This window comes from Lentzea xerophila (genome assembly GCF_051094245.1).
GTDB classification, from domain to species: domain Bacteria; phylum Actinomycetota; class Actinomycetes; order Mycobacteriales; family Pseudonocardiaceae; genus Lentzea; species Lentzea xerophila.
In genome coordinates this window covers 8,759,767-8,782,912 of record NZ_CP194934.1, presented here as the reverse complement: position 1 = coordinate 8,782,912, position 23,146 = coordinate 8,759,767, and the positions used below count along the sequence as shown (strand labels likewise).

General features: G+C 67.4%; 23 protein-coding genes and 1 tRNA gene. 7 read left to right on the top strand and 17 right to left on the bottom strand.

The genetic code is table 11. The annotated features are described in order from the left end of the window. The first annotated feature begins 6 nt into the window (after positions 1-6). Complete coding sequence (locus ACRSBM_RS42255; RefSeq protein ID WP_434452435.1) at positions 7-1,119, top strand: L,D-transpeptidase; 1,113 nt, start codon at positions 7-9, stop codon at positions 1,117-1,119. A 12-nt stretch (positions 1,120-1,131) separates the two neighbouring features. Here ACRSBM_RS42255 and ACRSBM_RS42250 read toward each other — a convergent pair whose 3' ends face one another. Continuing rightward, positions 1,132-1,947, bottom strand: a complete 816-nt coding sequence (locus ACRSBM_RS42250; protein WP_434453473.1) for a glutamate ABC transporter substrate-binding protein — start codon at positions 1,945-1,947, stop codon at positions 1,132-1,134. 82 nt (positions 1,948-2,029) lie between these two features. Continuing rightward, the gene (locus tag ACRSBM_RS42245) at positions 2,030-2,842 is read right to left on the bottom strand and encodes an oxygenase MpaB family protein (RefSeq protein ID WP_434452433.1); all 813 of its coding nucleotides are present in this window, start codon (positions 2,840-2,842) and stop codon (positions 2,030-2,032) included. Between the two features lie 34 nt (positions 2,843-2,876). Between ACRSBM_RS42245 and ACRSBM_RS42240 the strand changes: the two genes are divergently transcribed. Further along, on the top strand, positions 2,877-3,287 hold the full coding sequence (locus ACRSBM_RS42240) for a PPOX class F420-dependent oxidoreductase (RefSeq protein WP_434452431.1): 411 nt from the start codon (positions 2,877-2,879) through the stop codon (positions 3,285-3,287). 85 nt (positions 3,288-3,372) lie between these two features. Next, positions 3,373-3,858 carry a hypothetical protein gene (locus ACRSBM_RS42235; RefSeq protein WP_434452429.1) on the top strand — a complete coding sequence of 162 codons (486 nt, stop codon included), beginning with the start codon at positions 3,373-3,375 and terminating at the stop codon, positions 3,856-3,858. Here the strand turns inward: ACRSBM_RS42235 and ACRSBM_RS42230 are convergent. From ACRSBM_RS42230 to ACRSBM_RS42220, 3 genes are read right to left on the bottom strand one after another with little or no spacing between them, the layout of a single operon-like run. Then, positions 3,855-8,273 (bottom strand): DNA repair ATPase, encoded by a 4,419-nt coding sequence (locus tag ACRSBM_RS42230; protein ID WP_434452427.1) that lies wholly within the window; start codon positions 8,271-8,273, stop codon positions 3,855-3,857. The genes ACRSBM_RS42235 and ACRSBM_RS42230 overlap by 4 nt on opposite strands. Beyond that, the gene (locus tag ACRSBM_RS42225; RefSeq protein ID WP_434452425.1) at positions 8,270-10,141 is read right to left on the bottom strand and encodes a flotillin family protein; all 1,872 of its coding nucleotides are present in this window, start codon (positions 10,139-10,141) and stop codon (positions 8,270-8,272) included. Before ACRSBM_RS42225 ends, ACRSBM_RS42230 begins: the two co-directional genes overlap by 4 nt. Position 10,142: 1 nt before the next feature. Then, positions 10,143-10,670 carry a hypothetical protein gene (locus tag ACRSBM_RS42220; RefSeq protein ID WP_434452423.1) on the bottom strand — a complete coding sequence of 176 codons (528 nt, stop codon included), beginning with the start codon at positions 10,668-10,670 and terminating at the stop codon, positions 10,143-10,145. 91 nt (positions 10,671-10,761) lie between these two features. Between ACRSBM_RS42220 and ACRSBM_RS42215 the strand changes: the two genes are divergently transcribed. After that, positions 10,762-11,559, top strand: a complete 798-nt coding sequence (locus tag ACRSBM_RS42215; protein WP_434452421.1) for an LLM class F420-dependent oxidoreductase — start codon at positions 10,762-10,764, stop codon at positions 11,557-11,559. Positions 11,560-11,570: 11 nt separating this feature from the next. After that, a complete protein-coding gene (locus tag ACRSBM_RS42210; RefSeq protein ID WP_434452419.1) occupies positions 11,571-12,479 on the top strand; it encodes a CobW family GTP-binding protein in 909 nt (302 codons plus the stop codon). A 12-nt stretch (positions 12,480-12,491) separates the two neighbouring features. Here the strand turns inward: ACRSBM_RS42210 and ACRSBM_RS42205 are convergent, their stop codons facing one another. The 3 genes from ACRSBM_RS42205 to ACRSBM_RS42195 all read right to left on the bottom strand — a co-directional run bounded on the left by ACRSBM_RS42205 (position 12,492) and on the right by ACRSBM_RS42195 (position 15,798). After that, positions 12,492-13,514, bottom strand: a complete 1,023-nt coding sequence (locus ACRSBM_RS42205) for a serine hydrolase domain-containing protein (RefSeq protein ID WP_434452417.1) — start codon at positions 13,512-13,514, stop codon at positions 12,492-12,494. Next, positions 13,511-14,629 carry a serine hydrolase domain-containing protein gene (locus tag ACRSBM_RS42200; protein ID WP_434452415.1) on the bottom strand — a complete coding sequence of 373 codons (1,119 nt, stop codon included), beginning with the start codon at positions 14,627-14,629 and terminating at the stop codon, positions 13,511-13,513. Before ACRSBM_RS42200 ends, ACRSBM_RS42205 begins: the two co-directional genes overlap by 4 nt. 98 nt (positions 14,630-14,727) lie before the next feature. Further along, positions 14,728-15,798, bottom strand: a complete 1,071-nt coding sequence (locus ACRSBM_RS42195) for an aldo/keto reductase (protein ID WP_434452414.1) — start codon at positions 15,796-15,798, stop codon at positions 14,728-14,730. Positions 15,799-16,005: 207 nt separating this feature from the next. On the opposite strand from ACRSBM_RS42195, the gene ACRSBM_RS42190 reads away from it, so the two are divergent. Beyond that, positions 16,006-16,081, top strand: a tRNA-Lys gene (locus ACRSBM_RS42190). Positions 16,082-16,160: 79 nt separating this feature from the next. Here ACRSBM_RS42190 and ACRSBM_RS42185 read toward each other — a convergent pair. The 9 genes from ACRSBM_RS42185 to ACRSBM_RS42145 form a co-directional block, all read right to left on the bottom strand. After that, positions 16,161-17,372: a tyrosine-type recombinase/integrase gene (locus ACRSBM_RS42185; RefSeq protein ID WP_434452412.1), complete on the bottom strand. Its 1,212-nt coding sequence runs from the start codon at positions 17,370-17,372 to the stop codon at positions 16,161-16,163. Continuing rightward, positions 17,372-17,566 carry a helix-turn-helix domain-containing protein gene (locus ACRSBM_RS42180; protein WP_346129861.1) on the bottom strand — a complete coding sequence of 65 codons (195 nt, stop codon included), beginning with the start codon at positions 17,564-17,566 and terminating at the stop codon, positions 17,372-17,374. The genes ACRSBM_RS42185 and ACRSBM_RS42180 overlap by 1 nt, the downstream gene beginning before the upstream one ends. A 17-nt stretch (positions 17,567-17,583) precedes the next feature. Beyond that, entirely contained in the window at positions 17,584-19,188 is a 1,605-nt protein-coding gene (locus tag ACRSBM_RS42175) for a replication initiator (protein ID WP_434452409.1), read from the bottom strand. Beyond that, the gene (locus tag ACRSBM_RS42170) at positions 19,185-20,675 is read right to left on the bottom strand and encodes an FtsK/SpoIIIE domain-containing protein (protein ID WP_434452407.1); all 1,491 of its coding nucleotides are present in this window, start codon (positions 20,673-20,675) and stop codon (positions 19,185-19,187) included. Before ACRSBM_RS42170 ends, ACRSBM_RS42175 begins: the two co-directional genes overlap by 4 nt. Then, a complete protein-coding gene (locus ACRSBM_RS42165) occupies positions 20,645-20,908 on the bottom strand; it encodes a hypothetical protein (protein ID WP_434452405.1) in 264 nt (87 codons plus the stop codon). Before ACRSBM_RS42165 ends, ACRSBM_RS42170 begins: the two co-directional genes overlap by 31 nt. A 159-nt stretch (positions 20,909-21,067) precedes the next feature. Continuing rightward, complete coding sequence (locus tag ACRSBM_RS42160; RefSeq protein ID WP_434452403.1) at positions 21,068-21,298, bottom strand: AMED_5909 family protein; 231 nt, start codon at positions 21,296-21,298, stop codon at positions 21,068-21,070. A 16-nt stretch (positions 21,299-21,314) separates the two neighbouring features. After that, the gene (locus tag ACRSBM_RS42155; RefSeq protein WP_258946352.1) at positions 21,315-21,575 is read right to left on the bottom strand and encodes a hypothetical protein; all 261 of its coding nucleotides are present in this window, start codon (positions 21,573-21,575) and stop codon (positions 21,315-21,317) included. Then, positions 21,575-21,775: a hypothetical protein gene (locus ACRSBM_RS42150; RefSeq protein WP_319969644.1), complete on the bottom strand. Its 201-nt coding sequence runs from the start codon at positions 21,773-21,775 to the stop codon at positions 21,575-21,577. The genes ACRSBM_RS42155 and ACRSBM_RS42150 overlap by 1 nt, the downstream gene beginning before the upstream one ends. 3 nt (positions 21,776-21,778) lie before the next feature. Continuing rightward, positions 21,779-22,234, bottom strand: coding sequence for a hypothetical protein (locus ACRSBM_RS42145; RefSeq protein WP_434452401.1), 456 nt, complete (start codon positions 22,232-22,234; stop codon positions 21,779-21,781). 158 nt (positions 22,235-22,392) lie between these two features. Here ACRSBM_RS42145 and ACRSBM_RS42140 point away from each other — a divergent pair, with 158 nt between their 5' ends. Next, a complete protein-coding gene (locus ACRSBM_RS42140) occupies positions 22,393-23,136 on the top strand; it encodes a DUF5919 domain-containing protein (protein WP_434452399.1) in 744 nt (247 codons plus the stop codon). The last annotated feature ends 10 nt before the right edge of the window (positions 23,137-23,146 follow it).

The window sequence follows — 23,146 nt, the reverse complement described above, 5'->3', positions numbered from 1 at the left end:
CTGGGGATGACGGCCTGCAGCGCCGTGCCCGACACGTCCGGTCCGGCGACGCCGCCCACTACGCCGGCCGCGGCGGAGAAGGCGGCGGTCACCGTGACGCCGGCGTCGGGTGAGGGGATCAGCCCGGCGGGGCCGTTCCAGGTTGGGGTGACTGGAGGTGCACTGACCGCCGTCGCTCTGACGGGCGCGGGCAACAGGGTGGTCAAGGGCGAACTGACCGCGGACAGGTGGGTCGCCACCGAGGATCTGGGCTACGACAAGGTCTACACGTGGTCCGGTTCGGCGAAGGGCCAGGACGGCACGGAGGTTCCGGTCTCCGGTTCGTTCCGCACGGTCAAGCCGCAGCGGCTCACCAGCGCGCGGATGAACGTCGGCGACCACCAGACGTACGGCATCGCGCAGCCGGTGAAGGTGACCTTCAGCGCGCCGGTCGCGGACAAGGCCGCCGTGCAGGAGTCCATGACTGTCACGACCTCCGTGCCGACCGAGGGCGCGTGGGCCTGGCTGTCCGACACGGAGGCGCACTGGCGGCCGCGCGAGTACTGGAAGCCGAGCACCGAGGTGTCCGTCGACGTCAACGTCTACGGCGTGCCGTTCGGGGGCGGCGCGTACGGGGCCGCGGACGTGCACGTTCAGTTCAAGATCGCCGATAGGGCCCTGGTGGCCAAGGCGAACACGAAGACGCACCGGTTCGAGATCTACCGTGACGGCGTGCTGCTGCACGACTTCCCGGCGTCGTACGGCATGGAGAGCGACAAGCGCGCGGAGACCCGCAACGGCATCCACGTGGTGCAGCAGAAGGAAGCCGCGCGGACGATGACCAACCCGACGTTCGGCTACAAGGACATCCCGGTCACCTGGGCGGTGCTGATCTCCCAGAACGGCGAGTTCGTGCACGAGAACAACGGCACGATCCCGTCGCAGGGCCGGGAAAACGTCTCGCACGGGTGCGCGAACCTGTCCGGCGCCAACGCCAAGATCTTCTACGACCTGACGATGATCGGTGACCCGGTCGAGGTCGTGGGGTCGTCGGTTCCGCTGGGGCCGGCCGACCGCGACTACTGGGACTGGACGCTGGACTGGCCGACCTGGACCTCCAAGTCGGCAGCCAATCCGTAAGACAACAGCTGTTCAGCTCTTCTCCGTGATCTGGGGCGGCGCCGGGATCTCGTAGCCCGACGGGCCGACGTTGCGTTCCAGCGCCCGCTTCCACTCACCGCTCGAGATCATCTTCTCGATGGCCTCGTTGACGGCGTCCCGCGACTCGGTGTCACCCTTCGGCACGCCGATGCCGTAGCGCTCCTTGGAGAACGTCTTGCCGACGAGCTTGAGCAGCTCGGGATTCTCGGCGGCGAACCCGGCCAGGATGACCTCGTCGGTCGTGACGGCGTCGACGTTGCCCGCCATGAGAGCGATCACGCAGTCGGAGTACTGGCCGTACTCGACGATCTGCACGGCCTGCGCGAAGTCCGTCTTCACCTTCTGCGCGGAGGTGGATCCCTTGACCGAGCACAGCTTGCGGCCGTTCATGGTCTCCGGGCCCTGGATGGACTCCTCGGTGTAGCGCACCAGCATGCCCTGGCCGGTCTCGAAGTAGGGGCCGGCGAAGGCGACCTTCTCCTTGCGGGCGTCGGTGATCGAGTAGGAGGCGATGATCAGGTCGGCCTCGCCGTTCTCCAGCATCGACTCGCGGGCGGCGCCGCGGGCCTCCACGAAGTTGATGCCGGCTTCTTCCACGCCGAGCTCGTTCGCGACGTACTTGGCGACCTCCACGTCGAAGCCGACGTACCGGCCGTCGAGCCGCCTTTCACTCAGGCCCGGCTGGTCGTAGCGGATGCCGATGGTCAGGTTCCCGCTGTCAGCACGTCCGATGACTGTGCTGGTGTCACCGCTCCCACAGGCGGTGGCGAACACCGCTACGGCAGTCAGAAGCGCGGCACGACGGATCACGACAGGCCTTCCAGGGGTGGTGTGGAGTCGTGAGCAATGCTACGGACCTGCGGCGATGATCAACTGTGACGTATGACATCTACGGAAGCCTCGCCCTGCTCGGGATCGCCTGCTTTCCGAGTCGTTCGATCGCGCGCCTCAGATGGCCGGGCGGAGCCAGTCTCCTGATCTTGCCCGGCACCAAAAGCGCAGCTCGGCGCATGATCTTGAGCCACCGGTCGGCGTGTGCGTAAGGCTCGCGTCCATGCAGCTCGAGCGCCCAATCTGGCAGCACCGAGTACGCCAGGTGGCCCACCAGGACCCGGTAGAGCGGAAGGCCGTGGCGGACGAAACCTTGCACCGGTGGGCCATGCAAGAAGGTGTAGATCACATCTGAATCGTGCGTTCGGGCCAGAACGGGACGCATCCGGTCGAAGTACTCCGCCATCTCGCGCCGCGATCCCGGTACTTCATCCGGGTGCAATCCGACCAAAGCGGCGGCAGATCGTTGTTCGGCGTAGTAGAGGTCCTTCTGCCGGTCTGACAGTCCGTACCCCGCGCGGTCGAGAACTGTTTCGAAGCTGTAAACCTCCGAGCAATGTACCCACAGCAGCAGTTCGGGCTCGTCGATGCGGAACGTCCTGCCGTCGACGACGCCACGCAGGCTGCGGTGCGTGGCGCGCACCCGTGCCGAGGCGGCGGCGATCTCCTCGTCGGTGCCGTAGACGCCGAGCCCGACGAAGTCCGCCGTGCGCCTGAGCCTGCCGAGCGGGTCCGCCTGGAAGTTCGAGTTCTGCACGACACCGGCGACGGCCTTCGGGTGCAGTGCCTGCAGGTAGAGGCTCGCGATCCCGGCGATCCACATCGTCGGATCTGCGTGCATCTGCCAGCTCACGGAATTCGGATCGGGCATGCGGACATCGTCCCGCCTCGCGAAGATGAAGACCATGGACCTCGATCAGGCACGGGAAGTGCTCCGCAGCCAGCACCGCGCGGTGTTCTGCGCGCTGAAGCCGGACGGCACGCCGTCCATGTCACCGGTGCTCGTCGCGCTCGACGACAACGGTGACGCGCTCGTTTCCACTCGCGCGACGGCGTACAAGACGAAGCAGATCCAACGTGATCCGCGCGTGTCGTTGTGCGTGCTGCCGGACAGCTTCTTCGGCCGGTGGATCCAGATCAACGGCACCGCGACGGTCGTCGGGCTGCCGGAGGCGATGGATCTGCTGGTCAAGTACTACCGGACGATCTCCGGCGAGCACGAGAACTGGGACGACTACCGGGCGGCGATGGAGCGTGAACAGCGGGTGATCCTGCGCGTCGCACTGGCCAGTGCGGGACCGGACAAGACGGGCTGAGCCCGGGCAGTAACACCGTTAGCGGGCGGAACGATTCCACGGGGACGGCGGCTACCGGGCAGGCGGAACCTGGGGAGCGGAAGCGATGACTGGTGTCAGACGCCGCGGCTACTTCGCAGCCGTGGTGGCGGTGATGGGCGCGGCCCTGATCGCGGCGTTGTTCGCGGTACCCCCGGACAAGCCGGTCGACATCCGTCTCGTCGCCCCGCCACCCGCTCCGCCCGAGGTCGTCACCGCGACCGCCACCACGACCGTCTCCGCCGTCGGTGCCGTGGTGCACACACCGCCACCTGCGCCGCCACCGCCTCCCCCGGCGGCCACCGCCCCGCTTCCGACGCAGAAGCCGCCACCGCCGTCCCCCGGTAAGCCGTCGAAGCCGTGGCCGCCCAACCTGTTCGACCTGCTGCGCTGCGACTCCGAGCTCTTCGGGAAGGCCCTCGAGCGCTGCCTGGAGCTGCCGCTCGACGCCGACGAGCTCTGCGACTTCCTGGAGGAGCACGACCTGCGCCCGGCCGGTCCGCAGGACCGGGGCGGGCGCGGCCGCGACCCGTTCGACGTGGACTGCGACTAGGCCTTGAGCTCGCGCAGTCGCGCGAGGTTCGCCTCCGCGAGACCGCCGAGCAGCTGTGCCTCGCCGAGGTAGTGGTCGTCGATCAACGCCTCGACCTCGTCGTCGTTCATCGCCGGCACGATCCTCGCCGCCATCCGGTTCATGTTGCGGTAGCTGCCCTGCAACAGGAACGGCTGCTCGGACGGGTTCGCGGCCGACGCGATGTACGCCTGGTTGACCTTGAGCACGACCTGCTGGATCCGTTGGAGCTTGCGCACGACGGACAGCATTCGTTCCAGTTCAACGGTTTCGTGGTCGTGGCGGACGCTCTCGCCGTTCGCCAGGCGTACCAACGGTTCCACGTCGACGCCGTTCAGCGTCGGGTTCGAGCCGGACGCGTTCTCCAGGTAGCTCAACGCAAAGAGGGCGTCGCGACCCGACAGCACGTCGCCCAGGTTCCACACGTCCGCGCGGTTCGCGAGCATATCGGGAACGCGGAACGCGCGGCCGGTCTCGGTGTACGGGTTGCCCGCCATCGACACCGCGAAGCGCTTGCCCCGCAGGTCGAACGTGCGTGTCTCACCGTCCCAGACGCCGTCAACGCGTCGTTGTGCGTCGCACAGCGAGATGAACTTCTGCAGCAGCTCAGGCGATGTGTGCTGGATGTCGTCGAGGTGCAGCAGAACGTTGCTGCCCAGGGCGAACGCGAAGTTGATCCGCTCGACCTCCTGGCGTGCGGTGGCATTCGGTGCCTCCTGCGGGTCGAGCGAGGTGACGCCGGTGCCCAGCGCCGGACCGTTGACCTTGACGAAAACCATGCCCAGGCGGTTCGCGACGTACTCCATCAACGTCGTCTTGCCGTAGCCGGGCGGGGAGATCAGCATCAGCAGTCCCGTGCCGTCGTTGAGCTGCTTGGAGAGGTTGTCGCCGATCAACGGCAGGTAGACCTCGTTCAGCAACCTGTTGCGCACGAACGTGTTCAGCACCGCGGGCTGGTAGTCGTCGAGCCTGAGCCTGCGGCGTTCCTCGGCGAGCAGCTCGTCGCGCCGGCGCTGGTAGGCACGGAACGCCGGGACCTGTTCGGTGGTGAAGGTCCTGAGCCTGGTCAGGACCTCGTCCAGGCGCAGGTCCATCGACTGGCCGGTCACGCGCGGGTGCGTGCCGAGCAGGCCGGTGACGGTCTCGGTCAGTGACGCACTGGAGTCGTAGCGCGGCAGGTCGGTGAGCAGGACCGCGACGACCTCGGGGAACTCCGGGCAGTCCTCGTCTCCCAGGAACGCCCGCAGCCACGCCTCGATCAGGTCGCGGTCGTGCAGTTCCTCGGTCACCACGGCGCGGAACCTGTCGATCACCGCGCGGGCGGTCTTGCTGGTGACGAACCCCTTCGGTTCACACGCGAGCTCCTCGAACAGATACTCGGCGGCGAGCGGGTCGAGGCCGAACTGCTCCGTCAGCTCCGCGATTCCGTGCGTGCCACCGAAGATCGTGCGGGCGCGGGCCAGTGACTCGGCCTTGCGCGCCCACACCGCGCGTTGGTCTTCTCGTTGCTCGGACCAGAAGACCTGAGCCGCCGCCCGGACGACCGGCGGGTACCTCAGCAGTCCGGCACCGGCGTGAAGTCGTCGCAGGACAGCCAGAATCTTCTCGGCGTCGTGATCGTGGACGCCCTTCTCGTAGCCCTCGTCGTACCGTTCCGCGGCCGCGTTCGCGGCATCGGTGCGGCCTTCGGCGAGCAGGCAGCCCGCGAGGTGCTCGGACCGGTAGACGTCCTGGGTCTCCGACACCAGCAGCTGGTCCCAGAACGGCCTGGTGGCCTCGAACGCCGGATCGGTGACCTCGCTGCGGTAGTCGGTGCCGGTGACCGCGTAGAACAGGCGGCCGTCGCGCGGCACCAGCGTGAGGTTCATCGGCTCGGTCGTCACCGGGAAGCGGTGACGACCGAGCACGATCGACGCGCCGTCGTACAGATCGGCCCGGTCCCGCAGTGCCCGGCCTCCCTCTTGCCGGGCATCACGCAGACTCGCGTCGAGCTCGTCGGCCCGGACGTCGCCCAGCTCCCGTAGCTGTTCGGCGACCGTGCGGACCTTGGCGACCATCGGGTCGCCGGCGAAGTACGTGTTGATCTCGTCGGCCGAGCCGAGCTTGCCGACTCGACGGCGGATCGTGCCGAGCACCCGTTCCGCCGACTGCACGAGCCGGTCGGCCTTGCGCGCCCGTTCGTCGAGCAGCGTCTGCTTGCGCGACGAGAAGGCCTCGTAGACGTCCGTGCGCTTGGCGCCGACCTGGGCGAGGAAGTCGTCGAACTCACCGAACCGCGACTCCAGGTTCTCTAGCTGCAGCAACAGCCTGCCGAGCTGGTCGTCGCAGCGCTGCGGGGTGTCCGCGACCGAGAGCGCGCCGGTGATGGCCTGGCCGAGCAGCGCGAACTCCGCGGCGAACTCCGCGCGGCCCTCGGCGTTCGCGAGCTGCGCCCGCCGACCGTCCACTGTGGCCCGTGCGCGGTTGACCGCGGCCAGCACCTCACCGATGCTGGCCAGGATCCGCGTGCGGGTCGTCGTGTCAGCGGCGTCGAGCGTGCTGACGACCTCGGTCAGCACCTCCAGGCCGGTCTGCTGCTGCGCGAGCCGTTCGCGCAACGGCTTCGCCTCGGCGGCGGTCGTGAGCTCCACCGCCGCGATCCGGTCGATTTCCTCGTGGTACTGGGAGAACGCGCCGTCACCGCTGAGGAACGCGACGGCTCTGCGTGCTGACGCGCCGAGTTCCTCGACCAGTTCTGCTTCGCGCCGGTCGATCTCGTCGAGGTCGACGTACTTCAGGTCCTTGAGCGTGATCAGCCGGCCCTGGGCGGACCTCAGGTCGGCCAGCAGCCGCACCCACTCGTCGGCGCTGCGCGGCGCGGCCGAGCGGGCGAGCCTGACCAGTGAGGCGAGCTTCTCGGAGGCCGCGTGGAGCTGCCCGGCGGCGTGTTCGGTGAGCGTGCGGACGGCCTCGAACTCGTCCAGCACCTGCTCCGCCGTGGCGCGCACGGCCAGCACGGCCTGCTTCAGCCCCAGCTCGCCGAGCCAGTGCACGCCGTCGATCACCCTGGTGCACAGGGCGATCAGACCCTCGAACACCGGCGCGCTCGGCGTCATCTCGGCGCTCATCCTGGTGATGGACAGGCAGTCCGAGATGCCGCGGACCAGTTCGGCGTTGCCGATGCGGGCGAGTGGACCCGCCTGCTCCGGCAGTTCCTCGTCCTGCAGGAACGGCGTGCGCCACACCTGCATCGGGTGTACCCGCACGGGTTCGGAGCCGGTCTCGCGGAAGATCACCAGCGTGCCGTCGGCGAACAGCGAGTACCCGTGGCAGACCAGCGGCGTCGCGACTTCCTTGCGGATCACGTTGTAGGGCAACAGGAGGCTGCGGCCATCGCGGCGGGCGTGGAAGACGTACAGGACGTCCTCGCCGTTCGCGGACCGGACGACCCGCTCGAACTCCAGCTCGTCGGTGTCGACGTCGAACGTCTTGTCCGCACCCGTGACCAGGTAGTAGCCGCCGGGGAAGATGATTCCCTGGTCCTCGGGCAGCCGCTGGCAGGCCTGGCCGATGCCGTCGAGCCTGGTGACCTCCTTGGTGCGGGTGTTGAACACCAGGTGCCGCCAGACCGTCTCCTTGTACGGCAGGATGCGCAACAGGATCAACGGGCCGACGCGGGCGTAGTGCACGTCGGCGTCGGCGAGGCTCTGCAACGGCTCGTCGACGGGCTCTTCGTAGACACCCTGGCCGGACTCGGTGTTGTTCTCGACCTTGACGGTGAGCGTGCCGCCGACGGTCTCGACGAAGACCTCGTTGTCGATCGCGATGTGCGGGTGCCGGCCGAGCACGTGCTGCTCGCGCGTCGTCTCCACCCACGTGAAGTCGTGCGAGGGCGGGAAGACGTGGTCGCGGTCGCCGCGGTTGTCGACGTAGGTGACCGTGCCGTCGACCTTGACGTCCCAGCGCAGCACGCGGATGTCCTCGATCCGCGCGCCGGTCTGGAACACCGCGAGCAGCCGTGACTCGACGATGCGCAGCTGGAGCAGTCGCGTCTCGCGGTAGTACCGGTACAGCTCGGCGAAGTCGTTGCGGAACCTCGGGTCCCGCAGGAACTCCGCCTCGACCGTGCCGAAGTCCCTGCCGTGCGCCGCGAAGACGTCGTCGACCGTCGTCTCGGGCTTGAGGCCCATGAAGACGTTGTAGCCGAACAGCATCACGTCGCCGAGTGCCACGATGTCGCGCGGCACGCAGTTGTTCGCCGTACGGATCCGTTCGGTGGCGACGAGTTCGAGCGCGGTGCTGCCGAAGGTCTCGACGCGCTGGGCGTTCAGCGCCTCGGTGCTGCGGGCGAGTTCGGCGGCCTGGTCGGCGAGCCGGGCCCGCAGCACCTCGTAAGTGCCGGCGTCGAGTTGGGTCATGCGGGCTGGCCGTTGTTCTTGGCCATCTGCGTGAGTGCGATGGCGGCGGCGATGTTCTGCGCGTCACCCGTGGTGAAGGAGCTGAGGATCTTGGTCAGGTCCTCGGGGAAGTTCGCCGATCCGTCCATCCACTTCGACCCCAGCGCCTGCACGACGTCCGAGTTGCCGACGAAGCCGTCGACCTGCTTGCCCGCGGTGATCGCGCTCGCGATCTTGTCGAAGAACATCGTGTCGCCACCGATGATGTCGATGTCGGCCTTCTCCAGACCGGCGGCCAGCACCATGGCCTGGGCCTCGGCGATCTGGCGCTGCACGTCGATGCCCCTGAGGCGGATCTCCTTCTCGGCTTCGAGGCGCAGGCGGTACTCCTCGTGCTCACGGGTCGCGGTGTCGAGCGCGGCCATCGCCTCCGCCTTGTGCGACAGGCCTTCCGCCTCGCCCTTGAGGCGTTCGCGGATGCCCTCGGCGTCGGCCAGCGCCTTCTGGCGGTCGACCACGGCCTCGGCGAGACCGGTCGCGGCGAACTCGGCCTGCACGCCCTCGGCGAGCCTGATCTTGGCCTGGGCGTCGAGGTCCGCCGCCTGCTGGCGCGACTCGGCGAGCACGACGACCTCGCGGGCCTTGTGCTGCGCGGCCTGTTCCGCGGCCTCGGCGGCCTTGATGTCCTTGACCAGCGACTCCTGCGCCTGCGCCTCGGCCCTGATGACGATCTGCTGGCGCTCGCGCTCGGCCTCCTCGACCGCGCGCAGCCGCTTGATGTTCTCCTCCTGCTCGGCCACCGTCTTCTCGACGGCGACCCGCTCACGCACCAGGTCGGCGATCGCGCGGCGCTCGTGCTCGAGCTCCTTGTCCTTCTCGATCATGCGCAGCGACGTCTCGCGTTCGCGGGCGATGACCTCCAGCAGGCGGTCCTTCTCGATGCGCTCGGTCTCGACGGCGATGACGCGCTCGCGGTTCTTCTCGGCGACGGCGATCTCGCGGGCCTTGTTCTCGGTCTGGATGCCGAGCTGCTCCTCGGTGCGGATGAACGCGGTGTTGGCCTTGAGCCGTTCCTCGGCCTGCACCTTCTGCGTCTCGGCCTCCTGCTGCGCGCGGGCGGTCTCGATCTCGCGCTTCTGCTTGATCTCCGCGTCGGCCTGACGTCGTTCGAGCTCCAGGATCGCCTCACGCGCGCTGACGTTCTGGCGCGTGATCTCCTTCTCCTCGTTGCGGGTGAACTCGTTGGTCTTGACGTGCTCGATCGCGGTCAGCTCGGTGATCTTGCGGATGCCCTGCGCGTCCAGGATGTTCGCCGGGTCGAGCTGCTTGAGCGGCGTCTGCTCCAGGTAGTCGATGGCCGCGTCCTCGAGGCTGTAGCCGTTGAGGTCGGTGCCGATGACCTGCACGATCCGGTCGCGGAACTCGTCGCGGTGGGTGTAGAGGTCGACGAAGTCGAGCTGCTTGCCGACGGTCTTGAGCGCCTCGGAGAACTTGGCGTTGAACAGCTCCTGCAGCGTGGCCTCGTGGCTCGCGCGCTCGGTGCCGATCGCCTGCGCGACCTTGATGACGTCCTCGACGGTCTTGTTGACGCGCACGAAGAACGTGATGCGGATGTCCGCGCGGATGTTGTCCTTGCAGATCAGGCCTTCGTTGCCGGCCCTGCGGATCTCGATGGTCTTCACCGAGATGTCCATCGTCTCGCACCTGTGCAGCACGGGCAGGACGACGGTTCCGGTGAAGGTCACGTCGACCTTGCGCATCTTCGAGACGATCAGCGCCTTGCCCTGCTCGCACTTCTTGAACAACCTGCTGAGCGTGATCGTCGCCAGGATCAGCACGACGACGATCACGGCGATCAGCACGATCAGCCCCGTGGAGATCGCACCCATTTCAGCCCCCTGTGGTGATGTCCACGACCCAGAAGAACTCGCCTTCTGCGTCGTAGTCGAAGATCAGTGCGGTTTGACCCGCCTTCAGTTCGGTGCTCTGCGCGGCTCGCACCTGCACGACCGCCGTGCCGCCGTCGTCGGCGGTCACCTCGGCCTGCCCGTAGTGTTCGGTCACCCTCGTCGTCCGGACGATCGCGGTACGGCCCACGAAGTCGTTGCGGGACGCGGGTTTCTCGGGTTTTGTCCAGTTCCTGACCGGGATCAGCAGGATCTTGGTGACCAACGCGCCCACGAGCAGCGCGCCGGCGAGGACTGCGTACCGCAGTGAGCCCTCCGGCGTGAGCACGGTGCCGACGAGCGCGGCGAACCACGTGACCACGACGAACAACGAGATCGAGATCGGGAGCACCGGGGCGTCGAAGTCCAGGCCCACCAACGCGACCGTGAGCCAGTACGCCAGCACCACGAGCACCAGCAGGCTGAACAGCACGGTTGGGAAAGCCACCGCGGCAGCCAGGAACTCGGTCATCATCGCCCCCTCTCGGACACTCTGATGCGCGAAACCCCGAATCCGTTGCATTCCGGGGAATGATCGACGCAGATCGATCGTTGGCCCGGTCATGGACATCGGGGTGCAGGGGCTCAACATCGGCGACACCGCCGGACCGGACGAGACGCGACGACTGGCCCAGTTGGCCGAGTCACTCGGCTATCACTCCTGGTGGGCGTCCGACCACGTGGTGCTGCCGTCGCCGCGGGTGGACCCGTCACCGTCCGAACCGGACACCGTGATCGTGGACCCGCTGACGCACCTCGGTTATGTGGCGGCGGTCACGTCCCGGCTGGAGCTCGCCACCGGCATCGTGATCCTGCCCCAGCGCAACCCGCTGGTGCTCGCGAAGCAGGTGGCGTCGCTGGACCTGCTGAGCGGCGGCCGTTTCACCCTCGGCGTCGGCGCGGGCTACCTCGAACCGGAGATGACCGCCGTCGGGGTGTCGTTCGACGATCGCGGCGCGCGGACCGACGAGTACCTGGACGCGATGGACCAGCTGTGGCACGCGCCCTCGCCGTCGTTCGCGGGCAGGTTCGTGTCGTTCTCCGGCGTGGACGCGCATCCGCGGCCGTCCAACGTGCGCGTGGTCGTCGGCGGCCACAGCCGCTCGGCGTTCCGGCGGGCCGTCACCCGTGCGCAGGGGTGGTTCGGCATCGGGACTCCCGCCGACATCCGCGGCCACCTCGACCGCTTTCCCGAGCGTCCCGCCGGCTTCCGGATCAGCGTGTCCGCGCAAGTCCCGCTGTCGAAGCCGGTGATCAGGGAGTACGAGGACCTGGGCGTGGACGAGCTGGTGATCTACCCGCCGTCGTTCGAGGGCAGCGTCGACGAGGTGCTGAAGAGGAACTCGGAGTTCACCGGCTAGCCTCGGTCGTCGTGATCCCCGTAGTCGTGCTCGCCGGCTTCCTAGGTTCCGGCAAGACCACCCTGCTCAACCACCTGCTGCGCACGTCCGGCGGCACGCGGATCGGCGTCGTGGTGAACGACTTCGGGCGGATCAACATCGACGCGTTCGCCGTGTCGGCGCAGGTGGACTCGATGGTGTCGCTGTCGAACGGCTGCCTGTGCTGCGCGGTCGACGGCACCGAACTGGACGGGATGCTGGCCAAGTTGGCCGCGGCGGACCTGGACGTCATCGTGATCGAGGCGTCCGGCCTCGCCGAGCCGGCGGCGATGGTCCGGATGGTGTTGCAGGCTCAGGACGTGTCCTACGGCGGGTTGATCTACGTGGTCGACGCGGTGGAGCTCGACGCCGTGCCGCACCTGGAGCGCGACCTCGCGCTGGCGGACCTGGTGGTGCTGAACAAGGTCGACCGCGTTTCGTCCCTGCCCGCATTGCCTTGCCAGGTGCCCGTCGTCCCCGTGTCGTACGGGCGGATCGACCCGGCGTTGCTGTTCGAGGTGCGGCCACCGGACCTGGGGCCGCGGCAGCTGTCGTTCGACGACCTGGACGACCACTCGACGCACGCCCACGCCTCGTACGACAGCGTGTCGTTCGAATCAGCGGAGCCGATGCATCCCAAGCTGTTCATGGACTTCCTGTCCGCACGCCCGGAGGGGTTGTTCCGCGCCAAGGGTTTCGTGCGGTTTCCCGGTGGCACGTTCATGCTGCAGACCGTCGGCGCGTACGTCTCGTTCACGAAATGCGACGACGCCCCGACTCAGCTGGTGCTGATCGGGGCGGGCATCGATCCGGAGTCGCTGACCGACTGGTTGCTGGCGTGCGTCGCGGACGGACCGGTCACCGAGCAGGACATGCTCTGGGTGCTCCGGTACGCCCGCTGACGCACTTCCGGCTCACTTCCGGCAGAACGCGCTGTCCATCACGTCGATCATCCGCTGGTACTTCTTCGCCGGGTCGTCACCGAACGTGCCGGGCAACGCGGTGAGCGTGATCGCCGCCGACTTGCCGCCGTCGGTAGCCGCACCGAGCGACGCCCACCCGTGGATCGAGCCGCCGTGGCCCCACGAAACCCCGCCGCAGCTCAGCTTCGTGCTCTCCAGGCCGAGCCCGTAGGCGCTCCGGTCGTCGACCTGGACGGTCTTGCGCATCTCGTCGAGCTGCGCCTTCGGCAGAAGTCCGCCCTGCAGCAACGTCTTGTAGAACTTGGCGACGTCGGCGGGCGTGGAGACCATCGCGCCGGACGCCCACGCCGCGGACGTGTCGAGCCTGGTGGCGTTGACGACCTTGGAACTCGGGTCGAGCAGGTCGGTCAGCACGAAGGCCTGGGCGTGGCGGCCGCGGATCCGTCGCTCGCCCTGGTCCGGCCAGTAGGTGTCCTTGAGGCCGGCCTTGGTGATGACCTTCTGGATCGCCTCGCCGACCGGCCGTCCGGTGACCTTCTGGATCAGCAGGCCGGCGACGACGTAGTTCGTGTTGCTGTACTCGTACTTCTCGCCCGGCTGGAACAGCGGCGGCTGCGCGAGGGCCACGTCGAGCAGGTCGTGCGGCGCGAAGTACCTGTTCCGGATGTCCTCGATCTTCGGAACGCCGACCTGGATCACGTAGTCCGGCAAACCGCTGGTGTGCTGCAGAACCTGGCGCACGGTGATGCGGCCGTCCTTGATGTGCGGCACGAACCGGTTGACCGGCTCGTCGAGCCGCACCTTGTTCTCGGCGACGAGCTGCAGCGTGGCGACCGCCACGAACGACTTGGTGATGCTGCCGATCCGCACCTGCCCGTTGACCGGCGCGTTGCCCGCGGCGTAGTTGCGGCCGTTGACGTGGGCCTCGACTCCGGGCGTGCGTTCGTGGACGATCTGGTCGAGCTGCTGGGGGATGAGCAACGACAGCGTTGCGACTGCTGCGGCGATGATCACTTGGCACCACACAGGGCAGCGTCCACAGTGGCCAGAACCGCGTCGTGGGCCTTGGCGCCTTCCTCAGGCGTGCCCTGGAAAGTACCGGGCAGCGCCGTGACGGCGACCGAGAAAGCCCTGCCGGTGTCGGTGACCCCACCACGCGTCTCGAAGCCGTGGATGTCACCGCCATGGCCCCACGAGACACCGCCGCAGGACAGCGGCGCACTGGCGATGCCGAGCCCGTACTCGACACCCGGCCACATCTCGCCGGCGGTGTCGACGGTCTTCTTCATCTCGTCCAGCTGGGCCTTCTTGAGCAGATCACCCTTGAGGAGGCTGCGGTAGAAGGTGTTGAGGTCCTTGGTCGTGGAGATGATCTGTCCGGCGGCCCAGCCCCACGAGGGGTCGAGCTCGGTGACGTCCTCAATCCCGTTGCTCGTCCTCGCGTACCCGTGCGGGTGCTTGCCCCGGATGGTCTCGTCGCCGACACCGGGCCAGTAGGTGTCGCGCAGGTTGAGCTTCTTGATGATCCGCTGGTCGACGTTCTCCGCGACCGGCCTGCCCGTGATCTTCTGGATCAGCAGACCGAGCAGCACGTAGTTCGTGTTGCTGTACTTGAACTTCGCGCCCGGCTCGTTGGTGACCGGATTCGCGTTGCCGACGTCCAGCAGCTCACGCGGCTCGAAGTAGCGGTGCCGCAGCTCCTCGAACTTCTCCAGCCCCAGGTACTGCGTGTAGTTCGCGAGCCCGCTGGTGTGGTTGAGCAGCTGCCGAACGGTGATCCGGTCGTCCTTGACCGCTCCTGGCAGGTAGTGGTTGATCGGCTTGTCGAGCTCGACGCGGTTCTCGCCGACCAGCTGCATGACCACCGTCGCGACGAACGCCTTGGTGTTCGAGCCGGCCCGCACCTGCCCGTTCCTCGGGACGGGCGTGCGCTTGTTCAGCTCCGCCGTGCCCGAGGTGAGCGACATCGACCAGCCGCCGGCCTCGGTGATCGTCGCCAGCGCCGCCGGAAACTCGTGTTGTTGCGTGAGTCCGTCGAGCTGCTTCTGCACCTGGCTGCTCGGCGTGGCCATGGCCGTCCCGCTGAACAGCATGGCCGCTGCCAGGACCCCTACCAGCGTCTTCTTCATCCTGCGCCTCCCCTTCCGTCGATGGGGAAACACTCTCAGCCGGCGCCTTCCGGCACAGTCACGCACACTTCCGTTCTCGGGGTGGAGCAGGCTCTACCTCAGTAGCGGACGTCGCTGAGCAACAACGGCGGGTAGACGTTCGACGGCTCGCCATCCACCGTCGCGCCGGCAAACTGCAGCATCGCCCGCAACTCACCGTGCAGCGGCGCGGGGTAGTTGAGCTCGGGCCGCGAAACGTCGTCGAGGCGCGCGACCTGCTGTTCGGTGAGCGTGACCTCCTCGATGTTGCTGGTGAGGTGCTCCAGCTTCCGCGCCCCGATGATCGGCACCACGTTCCCTCGCTGCCTGAGCCAGGCCAACGACACCGCCGCCGCAGTCGTGCCCAGCTCGTCCGCGATCCCGGTGACGACGTCGATGACCTCGAACTCCCGCTCGCTGGGCCCGCCGACGAACTTGGTCCGCTCCGAGTCGCTGACCTGCACGTTCCGCCGGTACTTGCCGCTGAGGAACCCGTTCTTGAGCGGACTCCAAGGCACCAGGGCCATGTTGAGCTCTTTTGCCATCGGCGCGATCTCACCCTCGACCGTCCGCGCCAGCAACGAGTACTCGACCTGCAAGGCGATGAGCGGCGTCCAGTCCTTCAGCAGTGCCATCGTCTGTGCCTGCGCCGTCACCCAGGCAGGCACGTTGGAGAACCCGATGTACCCGACCTTGCCCGATCCCACCAGATCGTCGAGGGTCCGCATGGTCTCCTCGATGGGGGTGTTCCGATCCCAGTTGTGCATCCAGTAGAGGTCGAGGTAGTCAGTCCTCAGCCGCCGGAGCGTCTCGTCGAGCTGCCGGCGAATGGCCCCGCGTGCCGCCCCGCCACCGTTGGGGTCGCCGGGGTGCATGTTGAAGAAGAACTTGGACGCGAGCACCACCCGGTCCCTGCCGCCGTTGCTGCCGAAGAAGTCGCCGAGGATCTTCTCCGAGTGCCCGTTGGTGTAGAAGTTGGCGGTGTCGATGAAGTTCCCGCCTCGCTCGAGGTAGGCCCTGAGAATCTTCTCGGACTCCTCGACGCTGCAGCCGGCGGCCCCGGCGTCCTCGCCGAAGGTCATCGCGCCGAGGGCGAACGGGCTGACGCGGAGGCCGGAGCGGCCCAGGGTGACGTAGTGGTCGAGCGGCATCTTCTCTGCTCCTCTGGGTCGTCGTTGTGACACCTCCAATTCCAGCTGCTTCGGGTTGGTGGTGGTACGACGATCCGCTTGTGTTCTTGCCTGATCCTCTCTTTCGTGGCTGGTTGGGTGCTTGGTGGCGGGGGTTGGGGCGCGGCGGGGGTGAGGTTGGCAACCCGGAGGACATGCGGCCTTGGAGATCGGTAGGCTGTCCGGCGAGGGCTGCTAGCTCAATTGGCAGAGCAGGAGACTTTTAATCTTCGGGTTCAGGGTTCGAGTCCCTGGCGGCCCACCAAACCCCCAGGTCACAGGCCTGGGGGTTTCGCTTTGCAAGATCGCTGGCACACCTTTGGCACGCTTTACGCCTCTGACTCTCAAGCTGCGGCATCCGGCGGACCGTCCTCGATCTGGTCCTCTTCGTCCTCGTCAGCGTCTCGCTTCGGCACGCCGAACGCGCCCTCAAGAGCGTCAGCAGCTCGCTTGTCCACCACCTTGCGGGCGAAGTAGACGTCCTGCGTCATCGAGGGCCGGGCGTGCCCGAGCTGGTCCGCGACCAGGCGCGCGGAGAGCCCCGCCTCATCGAGGATGGTTGCCGCCGTCTTCCGGAAGACGTGCGAGGTGACCCACGCGAACTCTTCGCCGCCGCGAGCCTTGCGGAGGTCCCTCCGAACGTTGGACGGGTCACGTAGGCCGCCGAGGCTGCTGGGGAAGACAGGCCCGTTCGGGAAGAGGGTGATCGCATACCGCCGCTTCAACATGTCCAGCGCCCACCGAGGCAGCGGAAGCGTGCGCTCTCCAGCCTCCGTCTTCGTGGACTTCCGGATCAGTCCGATGCCCTTGGCCCTGATCACGGTGTAGTTCACCGCGACCGTGCCCGCCTCGACGTCGACGTCCTCCCAGTAGACGGCCAGCGCCTCACCGATCCGGACACCAGTCGCCATCATGAAGCGCGACAGGTCAGGAAGGTCCCACTTCACCGCCTCCTCATCCGACTCGAGCATTTCGAGCCACAAGAGCCGTTCTTCGAGCGTGAGCGCCCTCGGACTCTTCTTGCGCCCAGCCTCGAGCCGATCCGTCTCGCGAACCGGGTTGGTGTCGAGCGCCTTGTCCCTCACCGCGATCCTCAGCGCCCCGGAGAGCACCGAACGGGCCGTCTTGGCGGTGTCGACGCTGACCGACCGCCACAGCGTCTGGAGGAACGCGTCGATCCGCGCCACGGTCATCTCACGAAGCCGCAGCTCACCGAGGCCAGGCAATACGTGACGATCAAGAATGCTCCGGTAGGTGTCGACGCTGCCAGGCGACCTCTTGCCGGCATCGGCGAGCGCCTGGAACTTGCCGAACCACAGAGCCGCAGCCTCCTTGAACCGGCTGTCAGGCGTCAGCCCATCACCGGCAGGTGCCTTCCTCTCAGCCAACGCCTTCTTGAGGTTCCGCTCAGCCTCAGCCTTGGTCTTCCCGCGCCGCTGAACCGGCCGTGTCTGGCCGTCGTAGTCGCGATAGTTCGTCTGTGCGCGCCAGCCCTTTGCCTCTTGGTAGCAACGGATCGCGCCATAGGTGCCGATGTCGAGAGGTGGCCGTCCCATCAGGCAGCCTCCTCAAGCAGGTGCTCGAACCAGCTCCGCACCTCGGACGGCAGGTACCGCAGGTGCTTCCCCAAGCGCCGTGCGGGTGGGCCATAGTTCTTCGTGCGCCAGCCGTAGAGCGTGTGGACCGGGACGTTCAGGTAGGCCGCAACGTCACTGACTGTCCACAGCGGCTCAAACTCGCGTGCTTCCATGATGTTCTCCCCCTTGATCAGGCAGCTTGCGGAGTTGCCGAACTTTCTGGCGGTCCGGCGGATGCGAGGAGCGCGGCGGTGTATTCGGCCTTCCACCTGCGCCGCTCAGCGACAGCGCTCAACAACAGGTGTGCTCGAGGCGGCACGTTCGGGTCACCGGGCTGGACGTTGTTCCAGACGACGCGCTGCGCCTGGTCCTCGGGCTTGATCCCGACATCCGCGAGCAGTTGCCGAACGAACGTCTTGCGGTCGTGCTTGTGGTCCGCGAGCGACTTCCCCGACCACTTCCGCGACACAAGGACCCGCCGACCAGCGACGCCGAGCGTGGTTCGCTTGTGCGCCTTGCCTTTGCACTTCCCCGGCACCGTGGACAGCCGAGCCCCACGAGGCTGGACGCCGTAGATCAGCCACACCGCGCACTGCGGCGAGCAGGGCGTCACGGCCAGCTCCGCACACAGCCGTTCGGCATGGTCTTCCTGACGGGCCGTCTGCGCCTCGTAGCACTCGTTGATGCTCTTGGTGAGGTACTTCGTCAGGTAGCCGATGTGGCGGCCGGCCTCTTCGGTGCCGCCGAGGATGCCCTTGGAGTGCACCTGCACCCCGAACCGCGCTACATGGGCCGGACGCTCGACCTCATCTAGGGCTTCTTCCCAGGTAGGCAAGGCCCTGCGTGTCTGCGGATCAACGAACCCCTTGGCCCGCACATCCCAGAACGGCAGGTTGTCGCCGCTGTACTTGATCTCGTCATGCTCGGGCCACCAGACCTGGTGGTACGTGGCCTCAGCGACCGCCCGCAGTTCTGTCCGTGAGACCGAGCCTCGAACGGCTGCGTGCCAGTGCGGAGCCAGCCGCCGCTGTGGCTCGACCGTCGAGAAGTACTGAACTTCCCAGCCGACACAGCGCCGGAGGTTCTGGACGAACCGATCGAGCAGCGCCGCGAAGTGCACCGCATCCCGAGCAGCCCGCCGGTAGTTGTACGTCGTCGGATCTACCGGGGTGCCATCGCTGCGGACCTTGCCGTAGGTGTCGAGCGTCAGCGTGAGGAACGTCGAGGGCTGGTACTTGCCTCCGAAGACCTTGCCCACGGTGCGCTTGCTGACCGGCCGCCGAGGCAGGTTGGGCGCGTCCTGCCGCCGCCTGGTCGACCGCTTCCGAGCAGCTGTGAGCGGCACTTCCAGGGAGGGGAGGGAGCCGCGGACTCCGAGTTGCCGAAGTTCGGCGTCGACCTCCGCGACCTCCTCCCGCACCTCCTCCGCTCCAACTTCGTCGCCCTCATCGAGGGCCAGGCGGAAGGCCTTGACCAGGTCAGCCCGGTACTCGGTCAGCTCCCGCTGATCGTCGCTCGGAGCGTCCGGAGTGAAGTCCGGTTCCTCGGTCAGGTGCCATCCCTCGCGGCATTGCGCCATCCGCAGACGGCGGTTCTTCTCAGCACAGGTCGGGCAGACGCTCGCGACCGTCGAGCCGCACGGCACAGGCACGATGTCCACGCGCCCGGTGTCGAGGTCGATCCGCTCCTTGGCCAGAGGCCGGACGCAGACGCCGTGTTCCTCTGCGACGGCTCGGACGACGTCGAGCGCGGCCGGCTGCTTCATCCGCTCCGAGCGGGTCAGGTACTCGGTCATGCCGCCGCCCTCCCGTCTGTCAGCTCGGGGAACTCGTGGACGGTGGCCGGGGCAAGGTAGACGCCCAGCTCGACCAGGTCCGCGTCCGTGACGTTGAAGGCCCGTGCCCTCTCGGGTTCGCGCTGCCCGTCCTCCTTGCCCCAGGCGACACCGGGCGTGTTCTCGCTGATCTCGTGAGCAGCCGCACCGCGCTGCCGAACGCCATCGCCCAAAACCATGTCCACCTGCACCGGCTCATCGAGGCGCAGCGCCACGCGGGTGGTGAACAGGTGTCGGAAGCCGACGATCTCCTTGCGCGGGTCCTGGACCAGGCCGACGACGGCGTAGCCGGGTGCACGTCCCTGCGAGGTGATCGTCTGGATAGCGCGCGTCGCGCGGTCACGCAGGTTCCGGTCCGCCTGATAGGCGATCAGGTCCGCCAACTCGTCCACGATCAGGACCGTGAATGGCTCACCAGTGCTGCGCGCCCAAAGCCGCCGGATACCCCGGTAGCGAGAGGCGCGCTCTTTGACCTCAGCCGCGATTTCTTCAAGCAGGGCAACAGCTTCCGGCCCGTTGTCGTAGACGACCTTCTCGAACGCGTCCGGGCACTGGCCCAGCTCCATGCCGCCCTTGGGGTCGATCCCGACGAGCCGGACCATGTCGGCTTTGATGGCCGGGGCGAGTTGCCAGACGATCGACCACAGCACCGAGCCCTTGCCAGCACCGGGCACGCCGACCACGAGGACCTGGGAGCCGAGCAGCCTCAGCCGCCAGGGCTTGCCGGTCTCAGTGCGACCAACGACGACGCGCTTGAGGTCGACCTCTCCGGCGTCGGCGAGCTGCGGCACCGCGACCGGACGCGCCAACGGGTCAGCGTGGACGAAGTCGAGCTCAAGCACGCGAGGCTTCAACACCCGCACACGGCAGGACCGGGCATTGAACGAGTGCGCCAGGTTGTCCCGACGCGCTTCCCACTGCTCCGGCGACTGCGCCGGGATCATCCGCACCCGGACCTTGTCCCGCCAGCCCTCAGAGCGAACGCGGCGCAACTTCGGCCGGTACTCCCGCCCCCGGTTGTCCCTGGACAGCTCCGCCAGCCGCATCACGGTGCGCCACTGCGGCACGTATACCGTGAGCCGCCGCCACTCGGTAAGCACGCGGTACCAGCCGTGCCGCAGGTACGAGTCCCTATGAAGGCCGTACCAGACGGTCAAGGCGCACACGAGCGACAGCAACGCGATCACCAGCGGCGACAGCCCGAACTGGCGGTAGGTGACGTAGCCGCCGAGGCCGGCCGTGACCGCGATCGGGTACCGGACTGCCGTCACGGCCAGCCGCACGACCAGGCGGACCGCGAGCCAGAGCAGCCCGAACGGCGCGAGCACGAGCTTGACCCAGCCGGGAAGCCACACCCACCACGGAACCTGCGGACGAGAGCCCTCGAACGGCGCGGGGTCTACCCAGCGGCTGCCCTTCATCGTGCACCGCCAGCGCACTTGAGGCACTGGAAGACGCTGCCCACGCTCGGGATGCGCCCAACAGGCTGGAACGCTCCCGAAGCGGCGGTGTGCTGCGCCCGGCAGGTCAGGCATTCGAAGCCCCTGGCCTGCGCGGCCGTGAGTTCCATCGTCTCCAGTGAGCCGCTATCGAGCATCACGGCGTAGCTGGAAACGGTCTGCCTGCCGGAGATCATCTGATCCCCGTCTAGCGCACGAATGCGCTCAGGCTCTACGCTCATCGTTGTTCACTCCTGAGTTGGGTGGACAACGCAGGAGCGGCGAGGTTGGTAGCCGGGTTCCGCTCCTGCGTCTCACGTTCTCTTTGCACCGCAACAAGACGTGCGGCATCGCCACGTGACCCAGCAAAGTCACGCGCTCTGTCCAATAAGGACTTCTGCTTACTTCTTCGCCGTCTTCGTGACCTTGATCGCCTCCCCCTTCTCGCGCTCACGGTTCGCCCAGTACATGGCCTCGTGGTGGTGGCTGCGGTCGGTCTCAGCGACTCGCGCGTAGATGGCGGCCGAGCGGAGGTAGTAGTCCCGCAGAACAGCGGGAGCTGCCTTCGGGTTGGGCATGAGTTTGCTCAGCACGTCGTGCGCCTCGCTCAGCGTCCGAGCCTGCTCAGCCAAGCCCCAGTGCATAGCCTCAGCCGAGGACATCGGGAGCCTCCTCCGCGAGCGCGTGACGGCCTTCCTGGTTGTCGAGGTGATCGGCCAGCTTGGCCGCCTCGCGCGACAACTCCCGACAGAACCGCATCAGCACGTCCGAGCCACCGGGGAAAGGCGGAAGCTGGATCGCGATGTTGACCGGATCGAGGTAGATGGCCAGCGCCGGAACCTCAGGCGTCACGCGGATCATGGCCGCGCCCGCGTCTTGACCGGGCGTGCAGGTGGCGTTGAACCCCATCACTGACCACCCCGCGCCGCATCGAGAGCCGTCTGACCCTCCGCGATCGCCTCAGCAAGCCGGGGCAACGCTTCCGCGTCGACCACCAAGACGGCCGGGAACGCGTTGCCCAGCCGGAACTCGACCCGCCCAGCGAAGACGAGCGGTTCCACCCGGATCGGCAGGTTCGCCGTCAGGTGCAGGCGCATCAAGTCAGGCACGGATCACGCCGCCTTAGGTGCGGGCTTGGCCGCAACGATGGCCTTCATGCCTGTGGCCCGCAGGCTGTAGCCCAGCTTCGCCCGGCAGCGGTGGCGCTCCCCGACGTGGCCGCCACGGCATCCCTTGTCATCGATCCACGGCGTCACCGTCAGACCCTCGAACATCGCCGGGCGGATGTCCGTACCCGGAATCGCCTCCGGCGGCACCGGCTGGTGAGGTGCCGAGATCTTGACCGTGACCGCAGCGTCCGCCTTGCGCTCCGCAGCCTGGTCGATCACCAGGACGGACCACACGAGCTGACCGGTCTCCTTGTCCGTCTCCTGCTCGGCGGGGAGGCCCTTGGCGCGCTCCTCAGCCGACTGGAACTTGAGCACCGGCTCGACGCCCATCACGAGCGCGCCCCTCGGGAACACGAAGTCGTGACCCGCCGGGAACCTGCTCCCACCTGTGATCGCCATCGTCGTTCTCCTGACGTTTGTGCCGGTCGGGGCCACTCCCCGACATCTCGACACCTACGACTTTCGACGAATCGCGAGGACGTCCACACCACACAACAGGACAACTACAGACGTCTCGGCTACATTGAAGTCGTCCCTAGTTGTACGGAGGGTGGATCATGCCGAACCAGCGCCTGCGGGATGCGTTGCTGCGCAACACTTTGGGCTTCGATGAAGTGGCCAAGGCAACCGGCGTAGACCCGAAGACCGTCGAACGGTGGATCACGCAGGACCGGACGCCGTACCCACGTCACCGGCACGCCATCGCCGCGATGGTCCGCGAGACCGAGACCTACCTCTGGCCAGACGCCGTCGCGCCAGAGAAGAAGAAAGAGATCAACGAGTCCGAGGTCGTCCAGGTCTACGCGCACCGCCATGCCGTGCCGCAGGACATCTGGGGACACCTGATCGAGCAGTCCAAGATCAGCATTTCGATCCTCGTCTACGCCGGCATGTTCCTGGTGGACAACCCAGCTTTGATCAAGACGCTTCGCCAGAAGGCAGAGAGCGGCGTCAAGATCCGGCTGCTGCTCGGAGACCCCGCGAGCCGAGAGGTCGCGCGCCGCAGCGAGGAAGAGGGCATCGGCAAGACCACGCTTGGCGCGAAGATCCGGAACGCCCTCGCGGTCTACAAGCCGTTGGCCGAGGTGTCTGGCGTGGAGATCCGGATTCACGGCACGACGCTCTACAACTCGATCTACCGCTTCGATGACGAGATGCTCGTGAACACGCACGTGCACGGCTTCATGGCAGCGCACGCGCCGGTCCTGCACCTGCGGCGGTTGTCCGGGGGCGACCTGTTCGAGACGTACGCCGAGAGCTTCCAGGGCGTCTGGGACGGCGCGAAGCCGCCGAAGTGGTAGGCAGGTAGGC